General features: G+C 51.8%; 18 protein-coding genes. 11 read left to right on the forward strand and 7 right to left on the reverse strand.

Features of this window, described 5'->3' with window-relative positions:
• Positions 1-13 precede the first annotated feature (13 nt).
• The 5 genes from EYZ66_RS02395 (at position 14) to EYZ66_RS02415 (ending at position 4476) form a co-directional block, all read left to right on the forward strand.
• Positions 14-886, forward strand: coding sequence for an MBL fold metallo-hydrolase (locus tag EYZ66_RS02395; protein WP_009575571.1), 873 nt, complete (start codon positions 14-16; stop codon positions 884-886).
• A 17-nt stretch (positions 887-903) separates the two neighbouring features.
• Positions 904-1296, forward strand: a complete 393-nt coding sequence (gene hslR / locus EYZ66_RS02400; RefSeq protein ID WP_009575570.1) for a ribosome-associated heat shock protein Hsp15 — start codon at positions 904-906, stop codon at positions 1294-1296.
• A 109-nt stretch (positions 1297-1405) separates the two neighbouring features.
• Entirely contained in the window at positions 1406-3325 is a 1920-nt protein-coding gene (gene dxs, locus EYZ66_RS02405) for a 1-deoxy-D-xylulose-5-phosphate synthase (RefSeq protein WP_009575569.1), read from the forward strand.
• A 12-nt stretch (positions 3326-3337) separates the two neighbouring features.
• On the forward strand, positions 3338-3583 hold the full coding sequence (locus EYZ66_RS02410; RefSeq protein WP_009575568.1) for an exodeoxyribonuclease VII small subunit: 246 nt from the start codon (positions 3338-3340) through the stop codon (positions 3581-3583).
• Positions 3580-4476 (forward strand): polyprenyl synthetase family protein, encoded by an 897-nt coding sequence (locus EYZ66_RS02415; RefSeq protein ID WP_009575567.1) that lies wholly within the window; start codon positions 3580-3582, stop codon positions 4474-4476. Before EYZ66_RS02410 ends, EYZ66_RS02415 begins: the two co-directional genes overlap by 4 nt.
• On the opposite strand, the gene EYZ66_RS02420 is transcribed toward EYZ66_RS02415, so the two are convergent.
• A complete protein-coding gene (locus tag EYZ66_RS02420) occupies positions 4477-4974 on the reverse strand; it encodes a disulfide bond formation protein B (RefSeq protein WP_009575566.1) in 498 nt (165 codons plus the stop codon).
• A 188-nt stretch (positions 4975-5162) separates the two neighbouring features.
• Here EYZ66_RS02420 and EYZ66_RS02425 point away from each other — a divergent pair, with 188 nt between their 5' ends.
• The 5 genes from EYZ66_RS02425 to EYZ66_RS02445 all read left to right on the forward strand — a co-directional run bounded on the left by EYZ66_RS02425 (position 5163) and on the right by EYZ66_RS02445 (position 11983).
• Complete coding sequence (locus tag EYZ66_RS02425; protein ID WP_160195582.1) at positions 5163-6245, forward strand: DUF2855 family protein; 1083 nt, start codon at positions 5163-5165, stop codon at positions 6243-6245.
• Positions 6246-6331: 86 nt separating this feature from the next.
• Positions 6332-7792 (forward strand): acyl-CoA carboxylase subunit beta, encoded by a 1461-nt coding sequence (locus EYZ66_RS02430; protein ID WP_009577109.1) that lies wholly within the window; start codon positions 6332-6334, stop codon positions 7790-7792.
• Positions 7793-7912: 120 nt separating this feature from the next.
• Entirely contained in the window at positions 7913-9406 is a 1494-nt protein-coding gene (locus tag EYZ66_RS02435; protein WP_009577108.1) for an FAD-dependent oxidoreductase, read from the forward strand.
• Between the two features lie 60 nt (positions 9407-9466).
• Positions 9467-10522, forward strand: a complete 1056-nt coding sequence (locus EYZ66_RS02440; protein WP_009577107.1) for a fumarylacetoacetate hydrolase family protein — start codon at positions 9467-9469, stop codon at positions 10520-10522.
• 69 nt (positions 10523-10591) lie between these two features.
• A complete protein-coding gene (locus EYZ66_RS02445) occupies positions 10592-11983 on the forward strand; it encodes a heme-binding protein (protein ID WP_009577106.1) in 1392 nt (463 codons plus the stop codon).
• Between the two features lie 63 nt (positions 11984-12046).
• Here EYZ66_RS02445 and EYZ66_RS02450 read toward each other — a convergent pair whose 3' ends face one another.
• On the reverse strand, positions 12047-12631 hold the full coding sequence (locus EYZ66_RS02450; protein WP_160195583.1) for a thymidine kinase: 585 nt from the start codon (positions 12629-12631) through the stop codon (positions 12047-12049).
• Between the two features lie 231 nt (positions 12632-12862).
• Between EYZ66_RS02450 and EYZ66_RS02455 the strand changes: the two genes are divergently transcribed.
• Positions 12863-13711, forward strand: coding sequence for a TauD/TfdA dioxygenase family protein (locus EYZ66_RS02455; RefSeq protein ID WP_040816731.1), 849 nt, complete (start codon positions 12863-12865; stop codon positions 13709-13711).
• Between the two features lie 6 nt (positions 13712-13717).
• Here EYZ66_RS02455 and EYZ66_RS02460 read toward each other — a convergent pair whose 3' ends face one another.
• From EYZ66_RS02460 to EYZ66_RS02480, 5 genes are all read right to left on the reverse strand, one after another.
• Positions 13718-14383 (reverse strand): hypothetical protein, encoded by a 666-nt coding sequence (locus EYZ66_RS02460; protein WP_009575914.1) that lies wholly within the window; start codon positions 14381-14383, stop codon positions 13718-13720.
• A 66-nt stretch (positions 14384-14449) separates the two neighbouring features.
• Entirely contained in the window at positions 14450-17050 is a 2601-nt protein-coding gene (locus tag EYZ66_RS02465) for a M14 family zinc carboxypeptidase (protein ID WP_009575913.1), read from the reverse strand.
• 41 nt (positions 17051-17091) lie between these two features.
• Positions 17092-18051 (reverse strand): magnesium transporter CorA family protein, encoded by a 960-nt coding sequence (locus EYZ66_RS02470; protein WP_009575912.1) that lies wholly within the window; start codon positions 18049-18051, stop codon positions 17092-17094.
• 127 nt (positions 18052-18178) lie between these two features.
• Positions 18179-19567 carry an ATP-dependent RNA helicase DbpA gene (dbpA, locus tag EYZ66_RS02475; protein ID WP_009575911.1) on the reverse strand — a complete coding sequence of 463 codons (1389 nt, stop codon included), beginning with the start codon at positions 19565-19567 and terminating at the stop codon, positions 18179-18181.
• Between the two features lie 194 nt (positions 19568-19761).
• Complete coding sequence (locus EYZ66_RS02480; RefSeq protein ID WP_009575910.1) at positions 19762-21153, reverse strand: cytochrome P450; 1392 nt, start codon at positions 21151-21153, stop codon at positions 19762-19764.
• Positions 21154-21156 lie beyond the last annotated feature (3 nt).

Consider the following 21156-nt stretch of genomic DNA (forward strand, 5'->3'; position numbering starts at 1 on the left):
TACCGGAGAGACGATGAAGCGATTGATTGCAGTGCCCTTGCTTGTGTTAGGAGCCAGTATTGCCTTTGCCCAGCAAGTAACGACTACGCCGCTTACAGAAGGTTTGTACATGCTTCAAGGACGTGGCGGTAATGTGGTGCTGTCGCTGGGGAATGACGGTGCAGTCATGATTGACGATGACTATCCCAACATGATCAACGAATATCAGTTCGCGGTGGATGATCTAACTGGGGGGGATTACAGCGCACCCAACTACATTATCAACACGCACTGGCATCAAGATCATACGGGCGGCAATGACTACTGGGCTGGTGAGGGCGCGACAATTATTGCGCACAACAATGTTCGAACTCGCATGCAAACGGGTTTGGACAACAAGGCTTTAGGCGTGGTTTTTCCGCCTTCGCCAGAACGAGCCTTACCTGTATTAACGTATACCAATGCGCTTTCGTTGTACTTTAACGACGAAGCGATTGTGGTCGAGCACTACTCGGCGGGACACACCGACGGTGACAGCATTGTGCGTTTTACCAATGCTAATGTTGTGCACTTGGGTGACCACTTTTTTAATGGTCGCTTTCCCTTCGTCGATATTGAGTCGGGTGGTAATGTCTTAAGCTATACCGACAATATCGCCAAAATTTTGGCGAGCGTTGATGAGTCTGTTCAAATAGTCCCTGGCCATGGTCCTCTTGCTTCGAAGGATGACTTGCGCGCGTACTACCAAATGTTGCTGGAAACAACGCAAACGGTGCGGTCTGCGCTCGATGACGGTCAGTCAATAGACGATATCATCGCCGTTGGCCTGGGTGATAAGTGGGCATCTTGGGGGTCGGGTTTTATTAATGAGGCTCAGTGGATCCGCACGATTGCTGCGAGTTTGTGATTGATTCGACATCGTGTATGCAAAAACTCCGTCTCGATAAATGGCTTTGGGCCGCACGCTTTTACAAAACGCGCTCGCTGTGTAAGCAAGCCATCGAAGGCGGCAAAGTACACGTTAACGGCCAGCGCGTAAAAGTCAGTAAAGATGTGATTGTCGGAGACGAAATCCGCGTACGCCAGGGTTATGATGACAGAGACATTGTTGTTTTAGCGTTGTCAGATCAGCGCAAAGGTGCCCCTGAAGCACAGCTGCTTTATCAAGAGACATCGGAAAGCGTCGCCAAGCGCGAGGCGGCGGCTTTGGCACGCAAGGCCGCAGGGGGGCTGATTGGGCGCCCTGACCACAAACCAAACAAGCGCGAGCGCCGCCAAATCCACCGGTTCAAGAACATTAATGACGAAAATGCCTGAGCGACTCTGTGCTTGCCGCCCTCGCCAGCATTACTAAGCGTGAAGGCCAGTGTAAAAACTGCCACGATTGCGAGTGACGCACGCTGCGCACTTCCGCTAAACTACACGTATGCTTGCCAAAATACCGCACAATAGACCGCTAACGCCTTTGCTTGATGCATTGGATGGCGAGTTGTCGATTCACGATCTGAGTCTTACAGAGCTTGAGGCTTTGTGCAGCGAGCTGCGCGCGTTTCTTTTGTACTCAGTGGGACTGACGGGTGGTCACTTCGGCGCCGGTTTGGGAGTGGTCGAATTAACGGTTGCCCTCCACCATTTGTACAACACTCCGGATGATCGCATTGTTTGGGATGTGGGGCATCAAACCTACCCACACAAAATCCTTACTGGACGTCGAGAGCAGATGCACACCATGCGTCAGGCGGGTGGATTAGCAGGCTTCCCCAAACGATCAGAAAGCCCCTACGATACGTTTGGCGTCGGACATTCTTCGACCAGTATCTCGGCCGCTATGGGTATGGCGGTAGCGGCAGCGCAGCAAAACATTTCGCGCAAAGTGGTGGCGGTAATCGGCGACGGAGCCATTACCGGAGGCATGGCGTTAGAGGCACTGGCGCATGCAGGCCATGAACGACCAAACATGTTGGTTATTTTAAACGACAACCAAATGTCTATCGGTCACAACACCGGGGGGCTAGCCACCTACTTCGCAAAAATTTGGGCGAGCAAGACGTACATCAGTTTGCGCGAAGGCTCGAAAAAAATTCTTAAGCAGATTAAGCCTGCGTGGGATCTCGCCAAACGTACAGAAGAGCACATGAAGGGCATGGTTGCTCCCGGGACTTTGTTCGAAGAGCTCGGTTTTAATTATATCGGTCCACTCGATGGTCACGATTTGCCTTTGGTGGTGCAAACCATCACGAACATGATGAGCTTAGAGGGCCCTCAGTTTCTGCACCTTCGAACGATGAAGGGCAAAGGGTTTGAGCCCGCCGAACATGATCCGGTGGGTTATCACGCGATTAACAAGCTCGAAAGTAAAACCAAAGCGCCCGAAGGCGTCGAGCCGCCGGCTAATAAAGGCCCCAAGTATCAAGACGTATTTGGTCGCTGGCTGTGCGATGCTGCAGAGCAAGACCCCCGACTTATTGGCATTACGCCTGCTATGTGCGAAGGCTCCGGTATGGTTGAGTTTTCGCAGAAATTTCCGCATCGTTATTACGATGTCGCTATTGCTGAGCAGCATGCTGTGACACTCGCCGCTGGAATGGCTTGCGATGGTTTAAAACCGGTGGTGGCCATATATTCGACGTTCCTGCAGCGTGGATACGATCAGCTCATTCACGATGTGGCCTTGCAAAACCTCGATGTGACCTTTGGTATTGATCGCGCCGGTTTGGTTGGCCAAGACGGGCCAACACATCATGGTGCGTTTGACTTAAGTTACTTACGCTGCATTCCAAATCTGATAATCGCCGCGCCCTCCGATGAGAATGAGTGCCGCAAGTTATTGCATACCTGCTATGTCCACGAAGGTCCCAGCGCAGTGCGCTACCCGCGTGGCAACGGTCCTAACGCACTGATTGAGCAAACCCTGACCGCGGTTGAAATAGGTAAGGCTGTTCAGGTGCGACAGGGTCAAAAGGTAGCTATCGTAAACTTTGGTACGCTACTCACCGAGGCTCTAGCGGCGGCAGAAGCCTTGGATGCGACTGTAATCGATATGCGTTGGGTTAAGCCCTTAGATACTGATTTGCTGGACGATATTGCGCGCAGCCATGACCTCATCGTCACACTAGAGGAAAACGCGTTGGCCGGCGGAGCGGGTAGCGCTGTGTTGGAATACAAAGCGCTCAAAGCCTGGGGCATTGACGTGCTTTGCCTTGGTTTGCCGGATCGATTTGTTGACCACGGCGACCACAAAGCACTGTTGGCAGAGTGTGGGTTGTCCGCTTCAGGTATTCAGGCTTCGATTGAAGCTCGGGTTACTCCGTCCTCGATAATCACGCCCACTGTGGTCGTTGTATAAGGTTTTAACGGTATGTCTGATCACCCCTTAGATTTTGAAGCTGCAATGAGCCGTCTAGAAACTTTGGTTGCGCAGATGGAATCTGGTGAGCTCACCCTTGAGCAATCGGTCGCAGTGTTTGAAGAGGGCGTGACGCTCTCAAAACAAGCGCAAGCGGCTTTGCAAGCTGCGGAACAGAAAGTCAAAATTTTGATGGAAAGCAATGGTGAACTGCTCGCCGAGCCTTTCGTCGCCGACCGTCAAAACGACGCACAGTGATTGAGCAACACTTAAACGCCTGTAAAGCACGTGTCGAAGCTTGTCTTGTCGCGCAGCTAAACCAATTGCCCCGTTCTGAGGTGCAGCTTGCAGACGCTGTGGCTTACAGTTTAAAGGTGGGCGGTAAGCGTTTACGTCCAGCCTTGGTTTATTCGGCCGCCGCCAGCTTGCGCGCGGATTTAACGCTCTTTCCGCCGAATCTTACCCCCTTGGATTTAGCGGCAGCGGCCATTGAATCTATCCACACCTACTCGTTAGTGCATGACGATTTGCCGGCCATGGACAACGACGACCTTCGACGCGGTCAACCTACCGTCCACAGGCAATACGATGAGGCGACGGCCATTTTGGTCGGCGATGCCCTGCAGGCTTGGGCTTTTGAACTGCTGACACAAATCGATACATTGCCCGCCGATAAGGTGGTGGCGATGGTCAAAGAATTGGCTCAAGCTTCTGGACCTAAGGGTATGGTGCTTGGGCAAGCATTGGACATGCAAGCAACCGGTGCTTCTGAATCCGTTGATTATCTTAAGCAATTACATAGCTTAAAAACGGGCGCTTTAATTCGATCCGCTCTGCGTTTAGGTGCCTATTGTATGAATGCTGGATCAAAGGAGCGGCGGGTCCTAAGTGCGTATGGTGACGCTATTGGTCTGTGTTTTCAGGTAGTAGACGATATCTTAGATGTAACCACAGATAGCGCGACGCTTGGTAAAACGGCCGGTAAAGATCAAGAAGCCGACAAGTTAACTTACGTCAAGTTGTTGGGATTAGAGGGTGCGAAAGCCGAAGCGCAACATCTGTGTGCGCAAGCTAAAGCCTCAGTGGCCGATCTACCTAACCCCCAAGTTCTTGTTGAACTTGCTGATTACATTTGCAATCGAGCGAGTTAGCTAAGCGTCTTTGCGCACCATCTGCCAAATGCAGGCACTACCGAGCGCTATAAAGAACAGCAGAGTCTGCTCGGGGATAGTTAGCCCTAAGAAAGTCCAGCTTATGTCCGCACAGTTCCCGTCGCCCATCAATATCGTGTTGATGACCTCTAAAAAGGGCAGGGTATCGAGCATGTATTCCAGAGGCGGGCCGCAAGCCGGAACCAAATCTTCGGGAAGATTTTGCAGGTAGATGTGTCGTCCAGCGACAGCGCCGCCCACTCCCGCAAAAGCGAGCCCAAGTCCGCCGTAGAGCTTTTGACCGAATATGCCAGGGTTATGCAATGCAGCAATAAGGCCTGTGATACCCACCAAAACCAAGAACGCACGCTGAGTCATACACAGTGGGCATGGCGCTAAACCCAGGTAGTACTGCAGCCAAAACGCGAAGCCCATGCCAACAATGCTGGCGAGAAACAAAGCGATAAATGTTCGTCTAGGGGTCAGTAAATCAAGCACGGTTGAGCCTCGAGTAAACGGTAAGCAAAGGCTAGTCAGATCTGGATCCTAGGGCAAGAAAAAAAGGACAAAACGCCCCAAAAACAACCGCACTTCATCGAGCTCATACCGCAGCGACGATAAAAAAGTTGGCAATCAAGCAGTGGCTGTGGCACAAACAGGTTTTGCGACTTAAAAGGAAGCGGGGCATGGCTTGGCAGCAACAGGTACTCGAGGTCAATAAAACGGCTCTCTCAGAAACTCGAATTTATACTCAAGTACTTAGCGAGACACTTGAGCCCAACGAGGTCATCTTGGCAGTCGATCGCTTGGCCATGACCTCCAACAACATATCCTATGCCGTGGCCGGCGAACTGCTGGATTACTGGGGATTCTTCCCCGCCGAAGACGGATGGGGGCGCATTCCAGCCATGGGCTGGGCGGACGTTATAGCGTCAGCACATCCCGATATCGAGGTGGGCGAGCGCGTTTGGGGTTTTTTTCCGTACACCAACTACCACAGGATTGAAGCGGGACAAGTAACCTCGTCAAGCTTTAAAGATATTGGTTTACATCGTGCCAAGCACGCTCCAGTGTATTGTCAGTTCGACAAAGCCAGTGCTAACCCCCTTTACGACAATGCGCGAGAAGGGCAAGACAGCTTGCTGCGAGGTTTGTTTATGACGTCGTGGTTGGTGGAAGATTTTCTGAATGAAAACTCCGCCTTTGGCGCTGAACTTTGCTTAATCACCAGTGCATCGAGCAAAACCAGTATTGCCTTGGCCTTCGCGGTGAAACAGCGTGGGCAAATGAAGAGTATCGCTATTACGTCCGAAAAAAATCGCGCTTTTTGCGAGTCTTTGGAGTGTTATGACGAGGTTCATAGCTATCAGCAAATCGAGCAGCTGGATGCAAGCGCCCCTGCCGTTATCGTTGACATGGCAGGTAGCGCCGCGACTTTGGCGCAGTGTCATCAGCATTTCGGCGACAACATCAAATACTCGTGTTTGATCGGCGCTACACATTACCAGGAGGCCGGTGCGACAGACAATTTGCCTGGTGCAAAACCAGAGTTTTTCTTTGCCCCCGCTCACGTTCAGGAGCGCAGTAAAACATTAGGTGCTGCGGTGCTAATGACCTTGTTGGGTGGGAGCTACGCGCAGTTTCGAGAATTTTGCGATGGCTGGATGACGGTGAAGTGTGCCGAAGGCTCGGAAGCGGTGAGTGAAGCGTATCGCTCTATTTTAGCGGGCGGGGCTGAACCACAGGTTGGGCAGTTAGTGAAGATTTGATGCGGCGTAGCGCCGTCGCTTGACTGTGTGAATGGGATTTCAGGTTTTGGGGTATCGGTGCTGCGTGTCCGATAGAGAGGGTTGGTATGGCAAACAATCGTGAGCAGTGGAATGCTTTATGGGAAGAGCTTCAATCCCGTCACGAACAGGCTTCGCAAATGGGAGGCCCTGAAAAGGTCGCGGCGCATCAGGCTAAAGGTTATTTGACTGCCCGCGCCAGATTGGATTACCTGTTTGATGCGGGTTCGTTTAACGAAATTGGCGCCCTTGCTGGCATGAGTCATCCGGCGGGTCACCCGCCACTTGCCGGAGACGCGTTGGTAGGGGGTATCGGTCGAGTCAATGGCATGTCAGCCGTCGCCATGGCAGAGGATTTCACGACTAAAGGTGGCTCAATTGGCCACGCTAATGCCGCTAAGCGCTCACGTTTGGTTCGATTAGCGGCCGAGCAGAAGTTGCCCTTGATTCTTATGCTAGAGGGAGCGGGAGAGCGAGTAGGTAACAACACCGAGCGCTACCCTAATGTTCCAAATGATTTGCAGTTGGTGGCTGATCTGAAGGGTCATGTGCCCGTGATTACTTTAGTGCTCGGTCCGTCGGCGGGTCATGGCGCACTAACTGGTATGTTTGCGGATTTTATTATCATGCGCCAAGATGCTGCACTGTTTACGGCGGGCCCGCCCCTAGTCGCACTGTCGCTGGGGGTTGACGTCAGCGCTGAAGAGTTAGGTGGTGTTCGCGTGCATGCCTACGACAGCGGTGTTGTTCACAATGTTGCTGCAACTGATCAAGACGCGATCGATCAGGCTAAGCAGTATCTGAGTTTCCTAGGTCCTAGGTCAGCGCAAGCGTGGAAGAACTCGAACTCTGAGCCAACCAGTGATGCTTTGCTCGATATTATCCCTCCGCAAGCTAACACACCCTACGATATGCGCTCGGTGATTCAAACCTTGCTTGATCGTGGTGATTTTTTTGAGCTTCAACCTTTCTATGGTCGAGCTATGCTATTGGGTTTAGGGCGCGTGGCAGACCACGCGGTTATGGTGATGGCGAATCAACCTACGGTGTTAGCCGGCTCTATCGATACGGCCGCCGCGCAAAAGGCAGCGCATTTTATTGAGGTTGCTGACCAGCTTGGACTGCCTTTGATTAGCCTCATCGATAATCCCGGTGTTTTGCCCGGTCCGCAGTCTGAAAAAGCTGGCATCTTAAAAGCAGCTGGGCGAATGTTTTATGCACAGCGACGTTTTCGAGGTAAGAAGATCGTTGTCACGCTCAGAAAAGCGTACGGTTTCGGGTCATCGGTGATGGGTATGAACCCATGGGATCGCCAAGCCATCAGCTTAGCGTTACCTTCGGTGTCACTGGGTGGTGTGCCCGCGATTGGCAGCACTGCAGTTGCCAAGTTAGATGCACAAGAAAGCGAGCGAATTCAAAAGATCGAATCAGGTGCATGGGTGCCCGCCGACTCGATGGCGTTCGATAAGATCATTGATCCCCGAGATTTGCGTGTGGAACTAATCGCTGCGCTTGAGGTGGGCCATTAGCCTCAAAGTTTAAGGGAGAGTTTTGGATTTAGGGTAATCCTCGCATTGGACTAAACGCCATTCTTGCTAAACTGGGCAATCGCTAGGACACTGCCCAAAACAATAATTCGGAGTTTCGGTATGTCGCAAACGGATTTCTCTGTTATTTCTCTGGCCTCAATTGCTAGCTTTGATGCTGAGGCAGATGTGCTGGTCTGTGGCTTTGGTGGTGCGGGAGGCAGTGCTGCGTTAGAGGCTGCCAAAGCTGGTGCTCGCGTTATTTTGTATGAGCGTGCCAGCGGCGCTGGTGGGTCTACAGGACTGTCAAGTTGCGAGATGTATCTGGGTGGTTCGGGCGGTACCTCACTTCAAAAGGCCTTGGGGTTTGAAGATTCCACCGAGAATTTTATCGCTTATCTTGAAAAGGCCATGGGCGTGCGTGGCGATCCTGAAAAAATTCGCTTGTACGCGGAGGGAGCGGCTGACCATTTTGAATGGGTGCGATCTTTGGGTGTACCTTATAAAGAAGCCGTGATGCTCGAGCGCGAAGTGGTGCCACTGACAGACGAATCGCTATTATTCACTGGCAACGAGCGCACGCTCGAATTTAAAGACGTGGCCGCGCCGGTGCCTCGAGGGCATGTCCCCTCGCACGAGGGCGACTTTGGCGGGCGCATGTTCATCGATGCCTTAACATCCGCTGTGGTTGAGGCGGGCGTTGATGTGCAGTACGACAGTCGTGTGATGCATCTCATTGCCGACGAGGCGGGTAGGGTCGTGGGCCTTGTGGTCAAGCAAGACAACCAGCTACGTTATGTGAAAGCCAGCCGTGGGGTGGTACTGACCTCGGGCGGGTTTATCATGAACGATGAGATGCGCAAACGCTATTTACCTGATAACCATAAGTGGGCCACGCCGTACGGTAACCCTTTTGATATGGGCGATGGTATTAAGCTCGGGCAAGCTGCGGGTGGGTATACCATTAACATGGACGAAGCCTTTGTGTCCTTGCCTATTTATCCGCCATCAAAGCTTACCTTTGGTATTTTGGTGAACCAGCGAGGCGAGCGCTTTGTGAATGAAGACGCTTACTTAGCGCGGCTCGCCCATTACGCCAGTTTGCAACCCAATCAACAGCTGTATCTTCTGGTGGACGCCGATAATTTTGATCACCCAATGTACATCGAGCGTTTGGACGTCGTGGCTACGGGCGACACGATCGAGGAGCTTGCTGCTGAGGCGGGTATTTTCCCAGCAGGCGCACTGGAGCAAACGGTTGCCTATTTTAACCAGCATGCGAAACAGGGCGTGGACCCAAAGTTTCGCAAGGCGCCAGAATGGTTAAGCCCACTTGAGAAAGGGCCCTATGGCTTACTGGACTTATCGTTTGACAAACAGACGGCGGTGATTATGCCCGGCACTAAAGGCCCTTTAACGTTTACTCTGGGTGGCTTAGATACCCTGCCGACAGGTGAAGTCAAACGCTGGAACGGCGGCATAGTCGAGGGTTTGTACGCGGCCGGTCGTGTCACTGCGGGTTTGCCTCGATCTTCCGAGGGCTACTCGTCGGGTATGTCAGTCGGTGATGCCACATTTTTTGGGCGTATCGCGGGGCGTCAGGCGGCGAGCCAATAAGGTTGCTATTGTCTGTCGATGAGTTAAAAGTCTAATGCGTGACATAGAAGGCAATAGCATATGAAACTGATAAAAGTCGTTTTGGTTTTGATAGGCCTTGGCGTGCTCGCCGTCGTCGGTAAAAGTGTTCAGGTATCGCAGGGGCTTTACGACGAGCGAATCGAGACCATACCCAAACATGCACTGAGGCTTGCACCGGTAGCAGACGCATTAACCTTTGCCAGAACTCGAGGGAATGATGTGTTGCTGGTCGCCGCTCTGGATCAAAAGGGTGTGGTCGCTGTAAACCTTTCCGAGTTCTTTGATGCGAAAGGTATAGATACGTTGGCGCTGTATCGAAAGTTAGGCCCCGCGGTCATCAGAACAGCGCTCGACAGCGAAGTGACTTTCATTGAGTGGGAAGCTTTAGGGCTGCCTTTTGAGCCACGAGCTCAGGCTATCGCGGCTGGGACCAACTTTGCAGCACACGCTGAGGAAGTTGGTTTGGATGAAGGCCCATTTTTATTCCCCAAGATCAGCACACCCTCGGCTTGGAATGACACCCTGCCACCAAGCGCTCGCCTAGATTACGAGGTGGAGTTATGCGCGGTGCCAATAGACGACTACACCATCGAAAAGCCCTCTGCTCTTGGGGTGACGCTCTGCAACGATTTTACCGACCGCTGGGACCTTGTTCGAACCATCGATCTTGACGGCCCCTTGGGCAGAACGGGGTTTGCGGATGGTAAGAGCGGCGAGCGACGCTTGCCCTTAGGCGCTCTGCTGGTTGTACCCCAAGATGTAGATACTTTTTTGGATGGCGTCGCGCTCGGCTTGGCCGTCAACGGGGACTTGCGCCAACAAGGTCGGGGGGCACAAATGATTTGGAACGCATCGAAAGTCATGCAAGAGACACTGCACCAGTGTGATCAGCCCTATCAGTATCAGGGCGGTAATATACCGCTCACGGCATGCGGTGCTGTGAAAGCGGGTACCGTGATCATGCTGGGTACACCCGATGGTGTCGCGTTCCAAATGCCCAATATTTGGATGCCTTGGCCTTACTTGCGCCCGGGCGATGAAGTTTTGACTTTTGCGTCGCACTTAGGCGTCTTGCGCACGCGTATTACGCAGTGAGCCTTTGTTGATCAATGATCCAATGACCACTTTGTTCGTACCAATACTTTGGACAAGGAGTGTGCTGCAGTGAAACGATTAGTTCAGGCCTTACTATTCCTGTTGGTTGCGGTGGACGTTGTGGCTATTGAAGAACCCAAGTATGAGCTTGTCGCGGCGTATGGCGATGCGATAGAAATTCGTCATTATGAACCACAAGTCGTGGCGGCAACGGTGATGACCTCAGGTCAGAACTCTGGCTTTAGAGTCTTGGCCGGTTACATCTTCGGTGGTAATGAGCGCGAAGAAAAAATCGCCATGACAGCGCCGGTTACCACATCTATGGGCGGCAGTGCTGCTGAAATGCAATTTATGATGCCCAGCGAATACGAGCGGGATCAGTTGCCGAAACCCGCCGATGAGCGGGTCGTTTTTAAGGAGGTGCCCGCGTACACCGCCGCGGTTATTCGGTTCTCTGGAAGAGCCAATGGCGTTATGGCTGAGAAGTACTGGGCCCAACTTCAATCCTTTCTGGCCGACAGTGACTGGCAAATGAGTGGCAGCCCCACGCTTAATCAATACAACCCACCTTGGATCCCGGGTTATTTCCGCCGCAATGAGATTATTGTGCCAGTGATTTCTAAACAGGAGACAGACGCAGTGAATGAACAAAAGCTGGCGACCGCCAAAGACATGCTGGATGCCTGGAACACCTTGGACTGGGAGCGTGTGTATGAGCTGTTCGGCGAAACCGGTGTGCTGCACAATATGATGCTGGAGCCCACCCGGGGAAATGCAGAAATTCGCACGCGCTTTAAGGCCTTTGAAGACGGGCTTACCCGTATGGAATTTATCGTTTTGAACATGGGTCTGTTGGGAGACGACGTGGTCATCGAGCGTCTCGACAGTTTTGAGTTTAACGGCCGTACAGGAATGGTACCCGTCACTGGAGTCCTTTCTATTGAGGAGGGGCAAGTAAAAGAGTGGCGCGAGTACTACGATCGCAACTGGTTGTTAAGCGAGATGGGCGTTATTGATGCTGAGCCACCCCATCCTTTGGCACCTCAGGATGTCAGTATTGACAGAAATAGCATGTCCGATGAGGAGCGTCTTGCGGTTGCTCAGGCGATGTTGGATGCGTACCGACAGCTCGATTGGGAGGCCGCAGCAAATTTAATCGCCGACGACGGTGTCATTCACTACGCCGAAAAAGACCCAATGGTCGGTCCAGAGGCCATGCGTAGGCACACAGCGCGTATTGGTGCATTGCTAACCCATGTGGATTTTGATGTGCGCAACATGGGGGTGGTGAACGGCGTTGTTATGATCGAACGATTTGACGAGATTGAGTTTAACGGACATCGCGGCCGCGTGCCTGTGTTTGGCGCCATGGAAATTGAAGACGGTAAAATCAAAGTCTGGCGAGAGTACTTTGACCAAAACCAGATGATGCAGGCGATGGGTGTCGTTCCAAGATCCTGACGCTTTTTAATCGATGGCGGCACAGGTATTGTCTGGCCGTCTCAGCCATTAAAGATAAACGGTTCACTCACTTAAAAAGCACTTAGCGCAAAGCGCCTCGTAGCGTGCGCTTTCGCCATCGATCATCACTTGTGCGCCTTCTCTGATTCGTCCCGAATCGCCGACCCGAGCGTTAAAGATGGCTTTGCGGCCACACCGGCAAATGGTCTTCATCTCTTCAAGCGTATGCGCAATTTCCATTAAGCGCTGGCTTCCAGCGAACGAGCGCGTCTGAAAGTCGGTTCTGATGCCGTAAGCGAGGACCGGGATTTCTTCAAAAACCGCAACTTCGAGTGCTTCGTCGACTTGGTGCGGTGTTAAAAATTGCGCTTCATCAATGAGAACAGCCGATACAGGCGGTAAACTTTGGTCGCGCTCTGATAGCGCCTCTTTGACAGCCTGTTTTAGGCTGTCGCTTTTATTGAGAAGAACGTCCACTTCACGACGAACACCCAAGCGAGAGACCACCTGGCGATGTCCTTTGGTGTCGATCGAGGGTTTGATCAATAGAACGGCTTGGTCGCGTTCTTCATAGTTATGGGCTACTTGCAATAGAGCGGTGCTTTTGCCGCTGTTCATTGCGCCGTAACGGAAATAGAGTTTGCTCATGGAATGCTCTTCTTGTGTTGGCTCACGCTTAACTCATGCTCAGTATCGCATGCGGTCCCGGCCTTTGGTCAAATATTCTGTCGGTTAAGTTGGGTTGCGCCCCTTGAATTACGAGCCTGAACAGCGGCGGTCTCATTGTCTAAATTCATCACTTTGTGATGAGCTTATGTTGGGTCAAAAGGGGGTGTTGAGGTAAGGTATGGCTCAATAACGATGAAAAAGGAGCTTGGCATGACATACAGTGTAAAACCTACGGGTGGCAGTTGTGGAGCCGTCGTTGAAGGCGTGGACTTATCGTTGCCTTTGTCGGCTGATTGGCTGTCTGAGCTTCGTGAGCATTGGGTGAATAATAAGTTGCTGATTTTCCCTAACCAGAACTTAACGCCAGAACAATTGGTGGCCTTCAGTACGCAGTTCGGTGCGATCGGGGAAGATCCGTTCTTCGGTCACATCGACGAGCACGAACAAGTCGCTGCTATTCAACGAAATGCCGACGAAACAACCCCCATCTTTGCCGAGATTTTTCATACGGATTGGAGTTTTTTAGCGGTACCTCCGGCGGGTACCGCTCTGTACGGCATCACCATTCCACCCCATGGTGGCAACACCTTGTTTGCCGATCAAGTGGCGGCTTACGAGGCCTTACCCGATAGCCTGCGCGATCGAGTCGAGAATCTCATGGCGATCCACTCGGCGGAACTAGGGTATGCGCCTGACGGTGCTTACGGCGAGAATGATCAGGGAAGCGGCCGCAGCATGAAGATTATTGCCAGCGAGCGTGCACGCGAGAAGTATGAGCATCCCTTGGTGCGTACGCATCACGAAACGGGCAAAAAAGCCTTGTTCTCTTCGGCCGCCTATATACAAGGCTTTGTCGGTATGGATAAAGCAGACAGCGATAACCTGCTACTTGAACTTTATGCCCACCAAACCAAGGAAGAATTTGTTTACTCTCACGCTTGGGAAAAAGGCATGTTGGTGATGTGGGATAATCGCTCGTTGCTGCACGCCGCAACCGGTGGCTATGATGGTTACGATCGGTTGTTGTATCGCACCACGATTGCAGATACCCGCTTTTAGGACAATTTAGCGCTTTTTCGGGATCAGTAGATACAGCGCGATACCCAGTACAGCGGTAAAGAGGGTAAGTACTGAGAAAATCTTTAACAGCACCGTGCCGATTTTATCGCGGGTGCTGTAGTCCATAATGTGCAAACTCCAAAGAAAGTCCCAGATGCGCCACGCGTCGTTGCGTATGGCGCTGACCGAACCGCTGTAGGCATCCAGGTACACTTTGACGGACGGCTGTTCCGTATCGATTAGTTGCCACAAGGGCAAGGCTCTACCGCGAAACTCGCTGGTTGGCTCGGCGCTTTCTATTAGGCTTGCGACAGTTAAATTGAGATTGGTTTGCGCCTTGCCTAAGGCTAAGGCCTCTTCTTGGTTGAGTATTTGTAGCGGATCGCCCTGTGCAGTTTGCCAGCGGCCATCAGAGCCTATGATGATCTCACCCGGCAGGCGTTGTTGCACCGTCAACTTGCCGTTGAAGGTTGTGCTCAAATTGACAGCGGCAAAATCAATCGAGCTCTGTGGACTCGCCACGCGATAATCATTGCCACGCACTTGGTTTATATCGGTAAAAGCAAAATAGATACCACTGACGGTCCACGCGAATAGCTGTAAAAAACCGATGACCGCGATCCGATTGTGCCATTTTCGAACCCGTCGTTGCCAGCTTAAGCGTTTATGCATAATGCGGTCATTCTCCGACAAAAGTGCGAATCGAGCGTTAGCTCGTCCGCACTTATTGATAAATCCCTAAAGCAACTCACCAAAGAAAATACTATTAATCAGTACCCGCTGACTGCCCCACCAAAATGCCCTGAACGCGGGGTCATCTAAGGATAAAATCACAGCGCCCTTACCCTTGCTATCGACGATGATGCTTGCTGAACTGCCCGCTAATTCTTGGTTTTCTCTCGACATGTATCCGGACATCAGCGCTTGCTCATTGTAAGCAATGGGTGTGGCAAAAGGGTCGTCAGATCGCAGCATAAAGCGATTGTTGGTTCTAAACATCGGTAGTGCGCGATCGGTGTAACCGAATCCTAGAGGGTGCGTGATATCGATATCGCCGTTTAAAATAACTCCCCGAACGAGTCGATATGCGGCTTCGTTGTCGGCATCGGCGTAAGCCTGTCGGGCTGGCAACAATCGTTCAAGTTCGTCAGTGCTGGCGTTATCTTTTTTGACGGTGCGTTGGAACGCGGAGCTCATCGTTTGACGCGCAGTTTCTTTCCAAATGACCTGAGTTATGCCCTCTTGCTTCAGCCAGTCAATGGTGCGGTCGCCCTGTGCCCAAAGCACGCCACCTGCCTGCACAAAGGCGCCGAGCTTCTTGCTGATGCCGGGCACCGCTTTTAAGGGATCGGTGAGCAAAATATGGGTATAACGCTCCAGGTCAGTGCTTGGTAGTCGAAAAGTATCGATCATCGTCAGCGGCATATCGACTACGCGATCGAGCAAGTGCCAAAGCTCCGCGGTGTCGTAGCCTGAAGTGCCTGGCCCAGTTACCAAGAGCACTTTGGGCAAGGTTAATACGTCGAATTCGCGACTTCCTAAATCGATGCCCGTGCTCGTAAAGCTGCTGCTGGCTGCGTGAACCGGCAATCCTCTGGCGGCTGCGTCTTGCAGGAGAGCCATTACACGCTCAGGCAGAGTTGTATTTAATTCGGGACTGATAAACAGTGTGCCGTAACCGAAGTCGCGCGCGCCCCCCTCTGTCTTTGCTCGGAAGGGACTTTTTGCCGCTCGGACGTTCGCGCCAGCGTCGAGAAGATCATATAGCAAAGCGGCCGTGGCGCTGTCGCGCCAGTCAATGAGATATCCGATAGTAGAGGTGGGCAACTCATGTGCTGTCGTTAAGAAATCATCGGATAACGGTGCTGTCTTCGCTTTTAGGACAGCTTTTTCGGTGTGCTGTAGGTCAAACGCTAGGGGTAGAGTCCAAGTCGAGACATCGTAAAAGACGTTTTCTTCAAACTCCACTGGTCGATTCCACAAGGCCTCTAAATAGGCTGCATTGGGCTGATCGCGGGGTATCGCTATCGAGTCTTGCGTACTGAATACGTGGCCTTCGGCAGTGATATCTTCCGTTAATGATTGAATCTGTATGTTGTGACCCTTTAACACTCGGATAAACTCTTTCAGGCGCGTTGGGTCGTCCTCAGCGCGCGCCAAATAATAGCCCTTTAACGTATTCGCGCTTAAGAAATGGTCTCGCTGGTAGGTCAAGAGTTCGTCTTTTAGGTCGGCGGCTGCTCGAATTGACGATAGCGAGGTCAGAATCTGATTGCCGATGGTGGTCGGAAAATCGAGTAGACCGTTGATGGTTTGTTGGTGGGTCCCGCGAGATGAGGGTTGCTCAAACAGAATGCCAACGGTGCCGAACAAGTCGGGGTAAGTCGACCCCTTCCCCATAAAGAAGTCGTCGTAGTTCTCTTGGGTGAAATACAGCACACCCTTTTGATCTAATGCGTGTGCGTGGTACTCGCCTATCTTGGCCGTGAGCACCTGATTCATGTCGGGTGTTAAGGGGTTTGTGCGCTCAGGCTTACCCGGCATAAAAAAGTAATGGCTATTGCTGCCCTGCTCGTGAAAATCAAGCTGAACGTTAGGTTTCCATTCGTGCATTAGCGCTAAACGGCCCCGGCTTTCAGGGAACTGATGAGCAAGCCAATCGCGGTTTAGGTCAAAGCCATAGTAATTACCGCGGCCGTTGGGCGTGTGTTCCCGGTGCTCACGATCGTTGGGGTCTGAGCTGGGGTTTCGGCCGCGATGGTTGTTGCTCCAATGTGCAAAACGGTCCAGTCCATCGGGGTTTTGCATGGGGTTAAAAATGATGACTACATGCTTGAGTTGTTGCTCCAGCTCGGCATCTTGAGCGGCATTTAAATAGTAGGCGACTAGGGGGGTCGCGTTACTACCACTGGGCTCGTTGCCGTGTATGCTGTACATCATGTGCACGACGGCGGGTTGTGCACTTAAGTCGATGTTGCTGGCAGGATCGATGATATGTGAGCGTGACGCTTTAATTTGTTCTAGATTCGCTAGATTCTCGGGCGATGAGATGGCGTAACTCACCAACGGCCGACCGCCGTAGCTGCGTGCGTGCTCGCCCAAGGCGACCATGCGGGGCGAGTCCTCCGCTAGAGCATCTAAGTAGCGTTGAATCTCGTGCGAATACCAATGGCGCTCACCGACTTTTATGCCAGTAATATCCTCGGGCTTTGGTAGGTTAGGGTCAAAAGTAATATCAGCAGCAACAAGCTCTTGAAGCTTCACTTCAGCACTAAAACTTTCAGCCGTTTGAAGTGACCCAAAGGCGAACAGCAAGATGAAGGTAAAAAGATGTTTCATGTTCGTAATTCCCAAGTGTGGTGAGGCATGAGTTGAGCAGTTTAAAACCATCGTTTCGCTTTGAAAATGGCAATCATAGCGGCGGCCAATGTTGCCATTGCGCCCAGCAAAATGAAGTAGCCGTTGCGTATGTGCAGTTCTGGGATGTAGTCGAAATTCATGCCGTATAATCCCGCTAGAAAACCCAATGGCACAAAAATAGATGTGACCACTGTCAGAATGCGCATGGTGTTGTTGAGCTCATGTGAACTTAAAGAGAAATAGCCGTCGATTAAGTCGCCACAAATCTCGTACTGTTGCGCTGACAGACTGGCTAAGCGTTCACAGCGGTCGTATAAATCTCGCAAACGGTGGGTCAGTTCTACCGTTTCCTCTGGATCGTCCCACAGTGTAATTAATTCGTTTGCCAGCGTTTCGTGATAGTTGAAGTTACGCTGCATTTTTCTAAGTTGAGACCGGCAACGAATCAGATCTTTGAGCAGTTGATCGTTACCGTGTTCGAGCATTTCGTCTTCGATGCGAATGAGGTCAGAATCAAAACTCAGAAGCGCTTCTAGGAATAGCCCCGCGGAATAATGCAGAACACTGAGTGCGAATCGTTGAGGGTTAGTAATCAAGCTTGTTAAATCTTGACGTTCTCGATGCTGCTGAATACTGAGAGATGGGCGCGAATGGACAGTGATTAAATAACCTTCACCCACGAATAAAGACAACTGCAGCGGTTTGAAATTTAGGTTATCGCCCAGTTCGGTTAAGCCACGAAAAATGATGAAGGTGTGTTCTTGAAACCACTCCACTTTCGGTGGGTGTCGATCGCGTTGTACATCCTTTAGCGCGAGTTCGTGGCAGCCAAAGGTTTGCAATAACGACTTGGCATTGCCATTGAGCTCTCCTTGAATATCGAGCCAGAGCCAGCCGCCGAAATCGCGCCATTGAGTGATGAGAGACTCGTCTCCTGAGACGTGCGTTAGCGTGGGATTTACCCAGTGAGCCTGAATCATTGTTATGCTCCGTTTTGGTGAAGCATAAGTTAGGATTTCCTTTGATTAAAGGTTTTTATGCGGCGCAGTCAATGCCCGTATGGGGTGTCAGTCCAAAGTGGGTGCTGATACACCGTAGAGCAAATTTTCAACGAAGGCGTCTGGCCCGCACGTTACGACCTTTGATCTTACCCTGCGACACGTAGTTCATCGCCTGGCGCAAAACATCGCGACTAACGGCCACATAGCTGCTGTAGTCGGCGATCGTAATTTTACCGATGGCAGACCCGGGTAGGCCGGCGTCGCCTGTTAAGGCGCCTAGGATGTCCCCAGGACGCATCTTCTGCTTACGGCCAGAATCAAACTGTATGGTGACCCACTCCCCTTTCAGTTCATAGTTTGGGTCGCGGTCTAGAGATGCGAGTACATCGCAGGCGCAGGGCTGGTCTTGGTATTGTTCGATTTGTCTAAGCCGAGGTGTTTCGGACTCGGTCACCAAACTAAACGCCAGTCCGGTTTCGCCCGCGCGGCCGGTTCGACCGATGCGGTGCACGTAAATTTCGGGGTCTCTGGGTAGCTCGTAGTTCACGACCATAGCGAGCGATTTAATGTCTAAACCACGAGCAGCGACATCGGTGGCAACCAACACTGGACAACTACCGTTGGCGAATTGCAGGAGCACTTGGTCGCGTTCACGTTGGTCCATGTCACCGTGCAATGCCTTGGCCTCGATGTCGTGCTCGTTTAAAAAGTCGGCGACTTCGGCGCACTGCTTTTTGGTGTTGCAAAATACTGCGGCGTTTTTTGGGCGGTAGTGCTCGAACAGCGCGAGTAAGGTGGGGTAGCGCTCGTGCTTTTTAATTTCGAAGAAGAGTTGCTCAATAACCCCTTCTTCGTGGGCGACATCGTCGTCGACCTGCACCATGGCCGGGTTTGCTTGAATCGAGCGACTAATTTTCTGAATGTTGTCAGGGTAGGTTGCCGAAAACAGCAGGGTCTGCCTATTTTTGGGAACCTCGGCAATAATCGCCTGCATGGTATCGGCAAAGCCCATATCGAGCATGCGGTCGGCTTCGTCTAAGACCAATGTACTTACTTGATCGATTTGTAAGGTACCTTTAGTCAGGTGGTCGTGAATGCGGCCGGGGGTGCCAACGACAACGTGAGCACCGTGCTGTAGCGAATCTCGCTGGGCACCAAAAGGTTTGCCGCCGCACAGCATTACGACTTTGATGTTGGGCATTTGGCTGGCGAGACGGCGTATCTCGGCTCCCACTTGGTCGGCAAGCTCTCGGGTGGGGCACAAAACAAGTGCCTGAGCCCCAAAAAACCGTGGGTTTATTTTATTCAGTAAACCGATGCCAAAGGTTGCCGTTTTGCCGCTGCCGGTTTTGGCGCGCACAACTAAATCGCGGCCCTTGAGAATCAAGGGAATGCTTTGTTCTTGAACGGGCGTCATGGCTTTGTAGCCCAGCGCTTCCAACGACTTCAGCTGTGCGGGTGAGATGTTGAGTTTGGAAAAGGCAGAGGGAGACATGGGCGGGCCACTTATAAAATTCAGGCGGCATGATACCAGAGGCTTGCTCAGCAACTGTGATTAATTGTTGTAATTTATTGCGGTAATGGTTGTGCTACAAGACGTCGAGAAGTGCTTGGTTTGCAGATAATGGTCATGTTCTGAGGCACAGTGAGGGTGGATTGCCACCCTCCATGCTGCACTTATGTAGACGTCTAAGACATGGCGACTTTGGTAGGTCGCTTACCGCCATGGCCATAGAGGTTCGCTGTTAAGCTTGAAATCGCGTGTACCAAGATAATGGGCTCGATTTTTTGCTTGCCGGTCCAGACGATATTCGGGAAACGGTCAAGGATGCGCTCGTAAGCCATGCTGAGCTGCATGTGTGCAATCCGATTACCCAGACAGCGGTGTACCCCGAGCCCGAATGCCATATGCTTTTCGACGTTGTCGCGGCTTAAATCGAAAGTGTCCGGGTTTGGAAATACGCTTGGGTCCCGGTTAGCCGAGCCGTACCACATAATCACCTTTTCATCTTTGGCAATGCGTTGCCCTGCGATCTCAGTGTCTTCAATAGCTGTGCGGCGCATGTGCATCACGGGTGATGTCATGCGTAACGATTCGTTAGACATGCGATCAATGAGTGAGCGGTCGCTTAGCACAAGCTGGCGTTGATCCTCGAACTGGGTGAGCAAGCGAATTGTGCCCGATAACGAATTTCGGGTAGTGTCGTTGCCTGCGAAAATAATCAGTAGCCACGAGCCGTCAAGGTAGCTTTGCGACATGGATTTGCCGTCGAGTGAGGCATTGGCGATGGTCGTTAGCAAGTCTTGGCGGGGGTTGGCTATGCGGTCGGCCATGACCCGCTCGCCGTAGTCGAACATGTCTGCTAGCATTTTCTCGAAACGGAAAACAAACATCGGCTCTGCTAAAAACATACGAAATGGATGCGTCAGAAACTGTGGCGCCAGCTCCAAATAGTGCATCCATTTGGCAATTTGCGGCCGGTCTTCTTCGTCAACGCCGAGCATCTCGCACAAGGTAAACAGGGGTAGCTGGGTTGAAAACATTTTGGCAAAGTCGACTACGGGACCTTTTTTCTCGATGTCGTCGAGCAGCTGGTCAATCTTTTGACCGACTCGCTCTTTAAGTTGCTCTACATATTGCGGGAGAAAAAAGGGCATCTGTTGCGCGCGTAACTCGCGGTGTACATCGCCATCTAAATTGATCAACGAGTTAAAGGCCGCATTCATAAGGCGCTCGGCCTTACCGCGGTTTGGCATGACCGCCATATTCATACTGCCGCGTTGCGACGAGAATATTTGTGGGTTTTGTTCTACGTATTTGACATCGTCATAGCGTGATACCGACCAGAACCCTGAGGTCTTATTGAGACCCGGTGACCACATAACGGGCGCTTCTTCACGCATCCGTTTGTAAAAATCGTAGGGGTGGCCTTGAGTCCAGGAATTGGTCGAACCCAACCTAAACTCTGTTAAACGAGGGTATATTTCGGGATGGATAGGATCTAAAGCGCCATTGTCATATAAAATATCATCGCTGACGGGAGGATAGTGTTTTGTGGGTGCTACCGTTGAGTTGCTCATTGT

The sequence above is a fragment of the Aequoribacter fuscus genome (genome assembly GCF_009910365.1).
Taxonomy (GTDB): Bacteria; Pseudomonadota; Gammaproteobacteria; order Pseudomonadales; family Halieaceae; genus Aequoribacter; species Aequoribacter fuscus.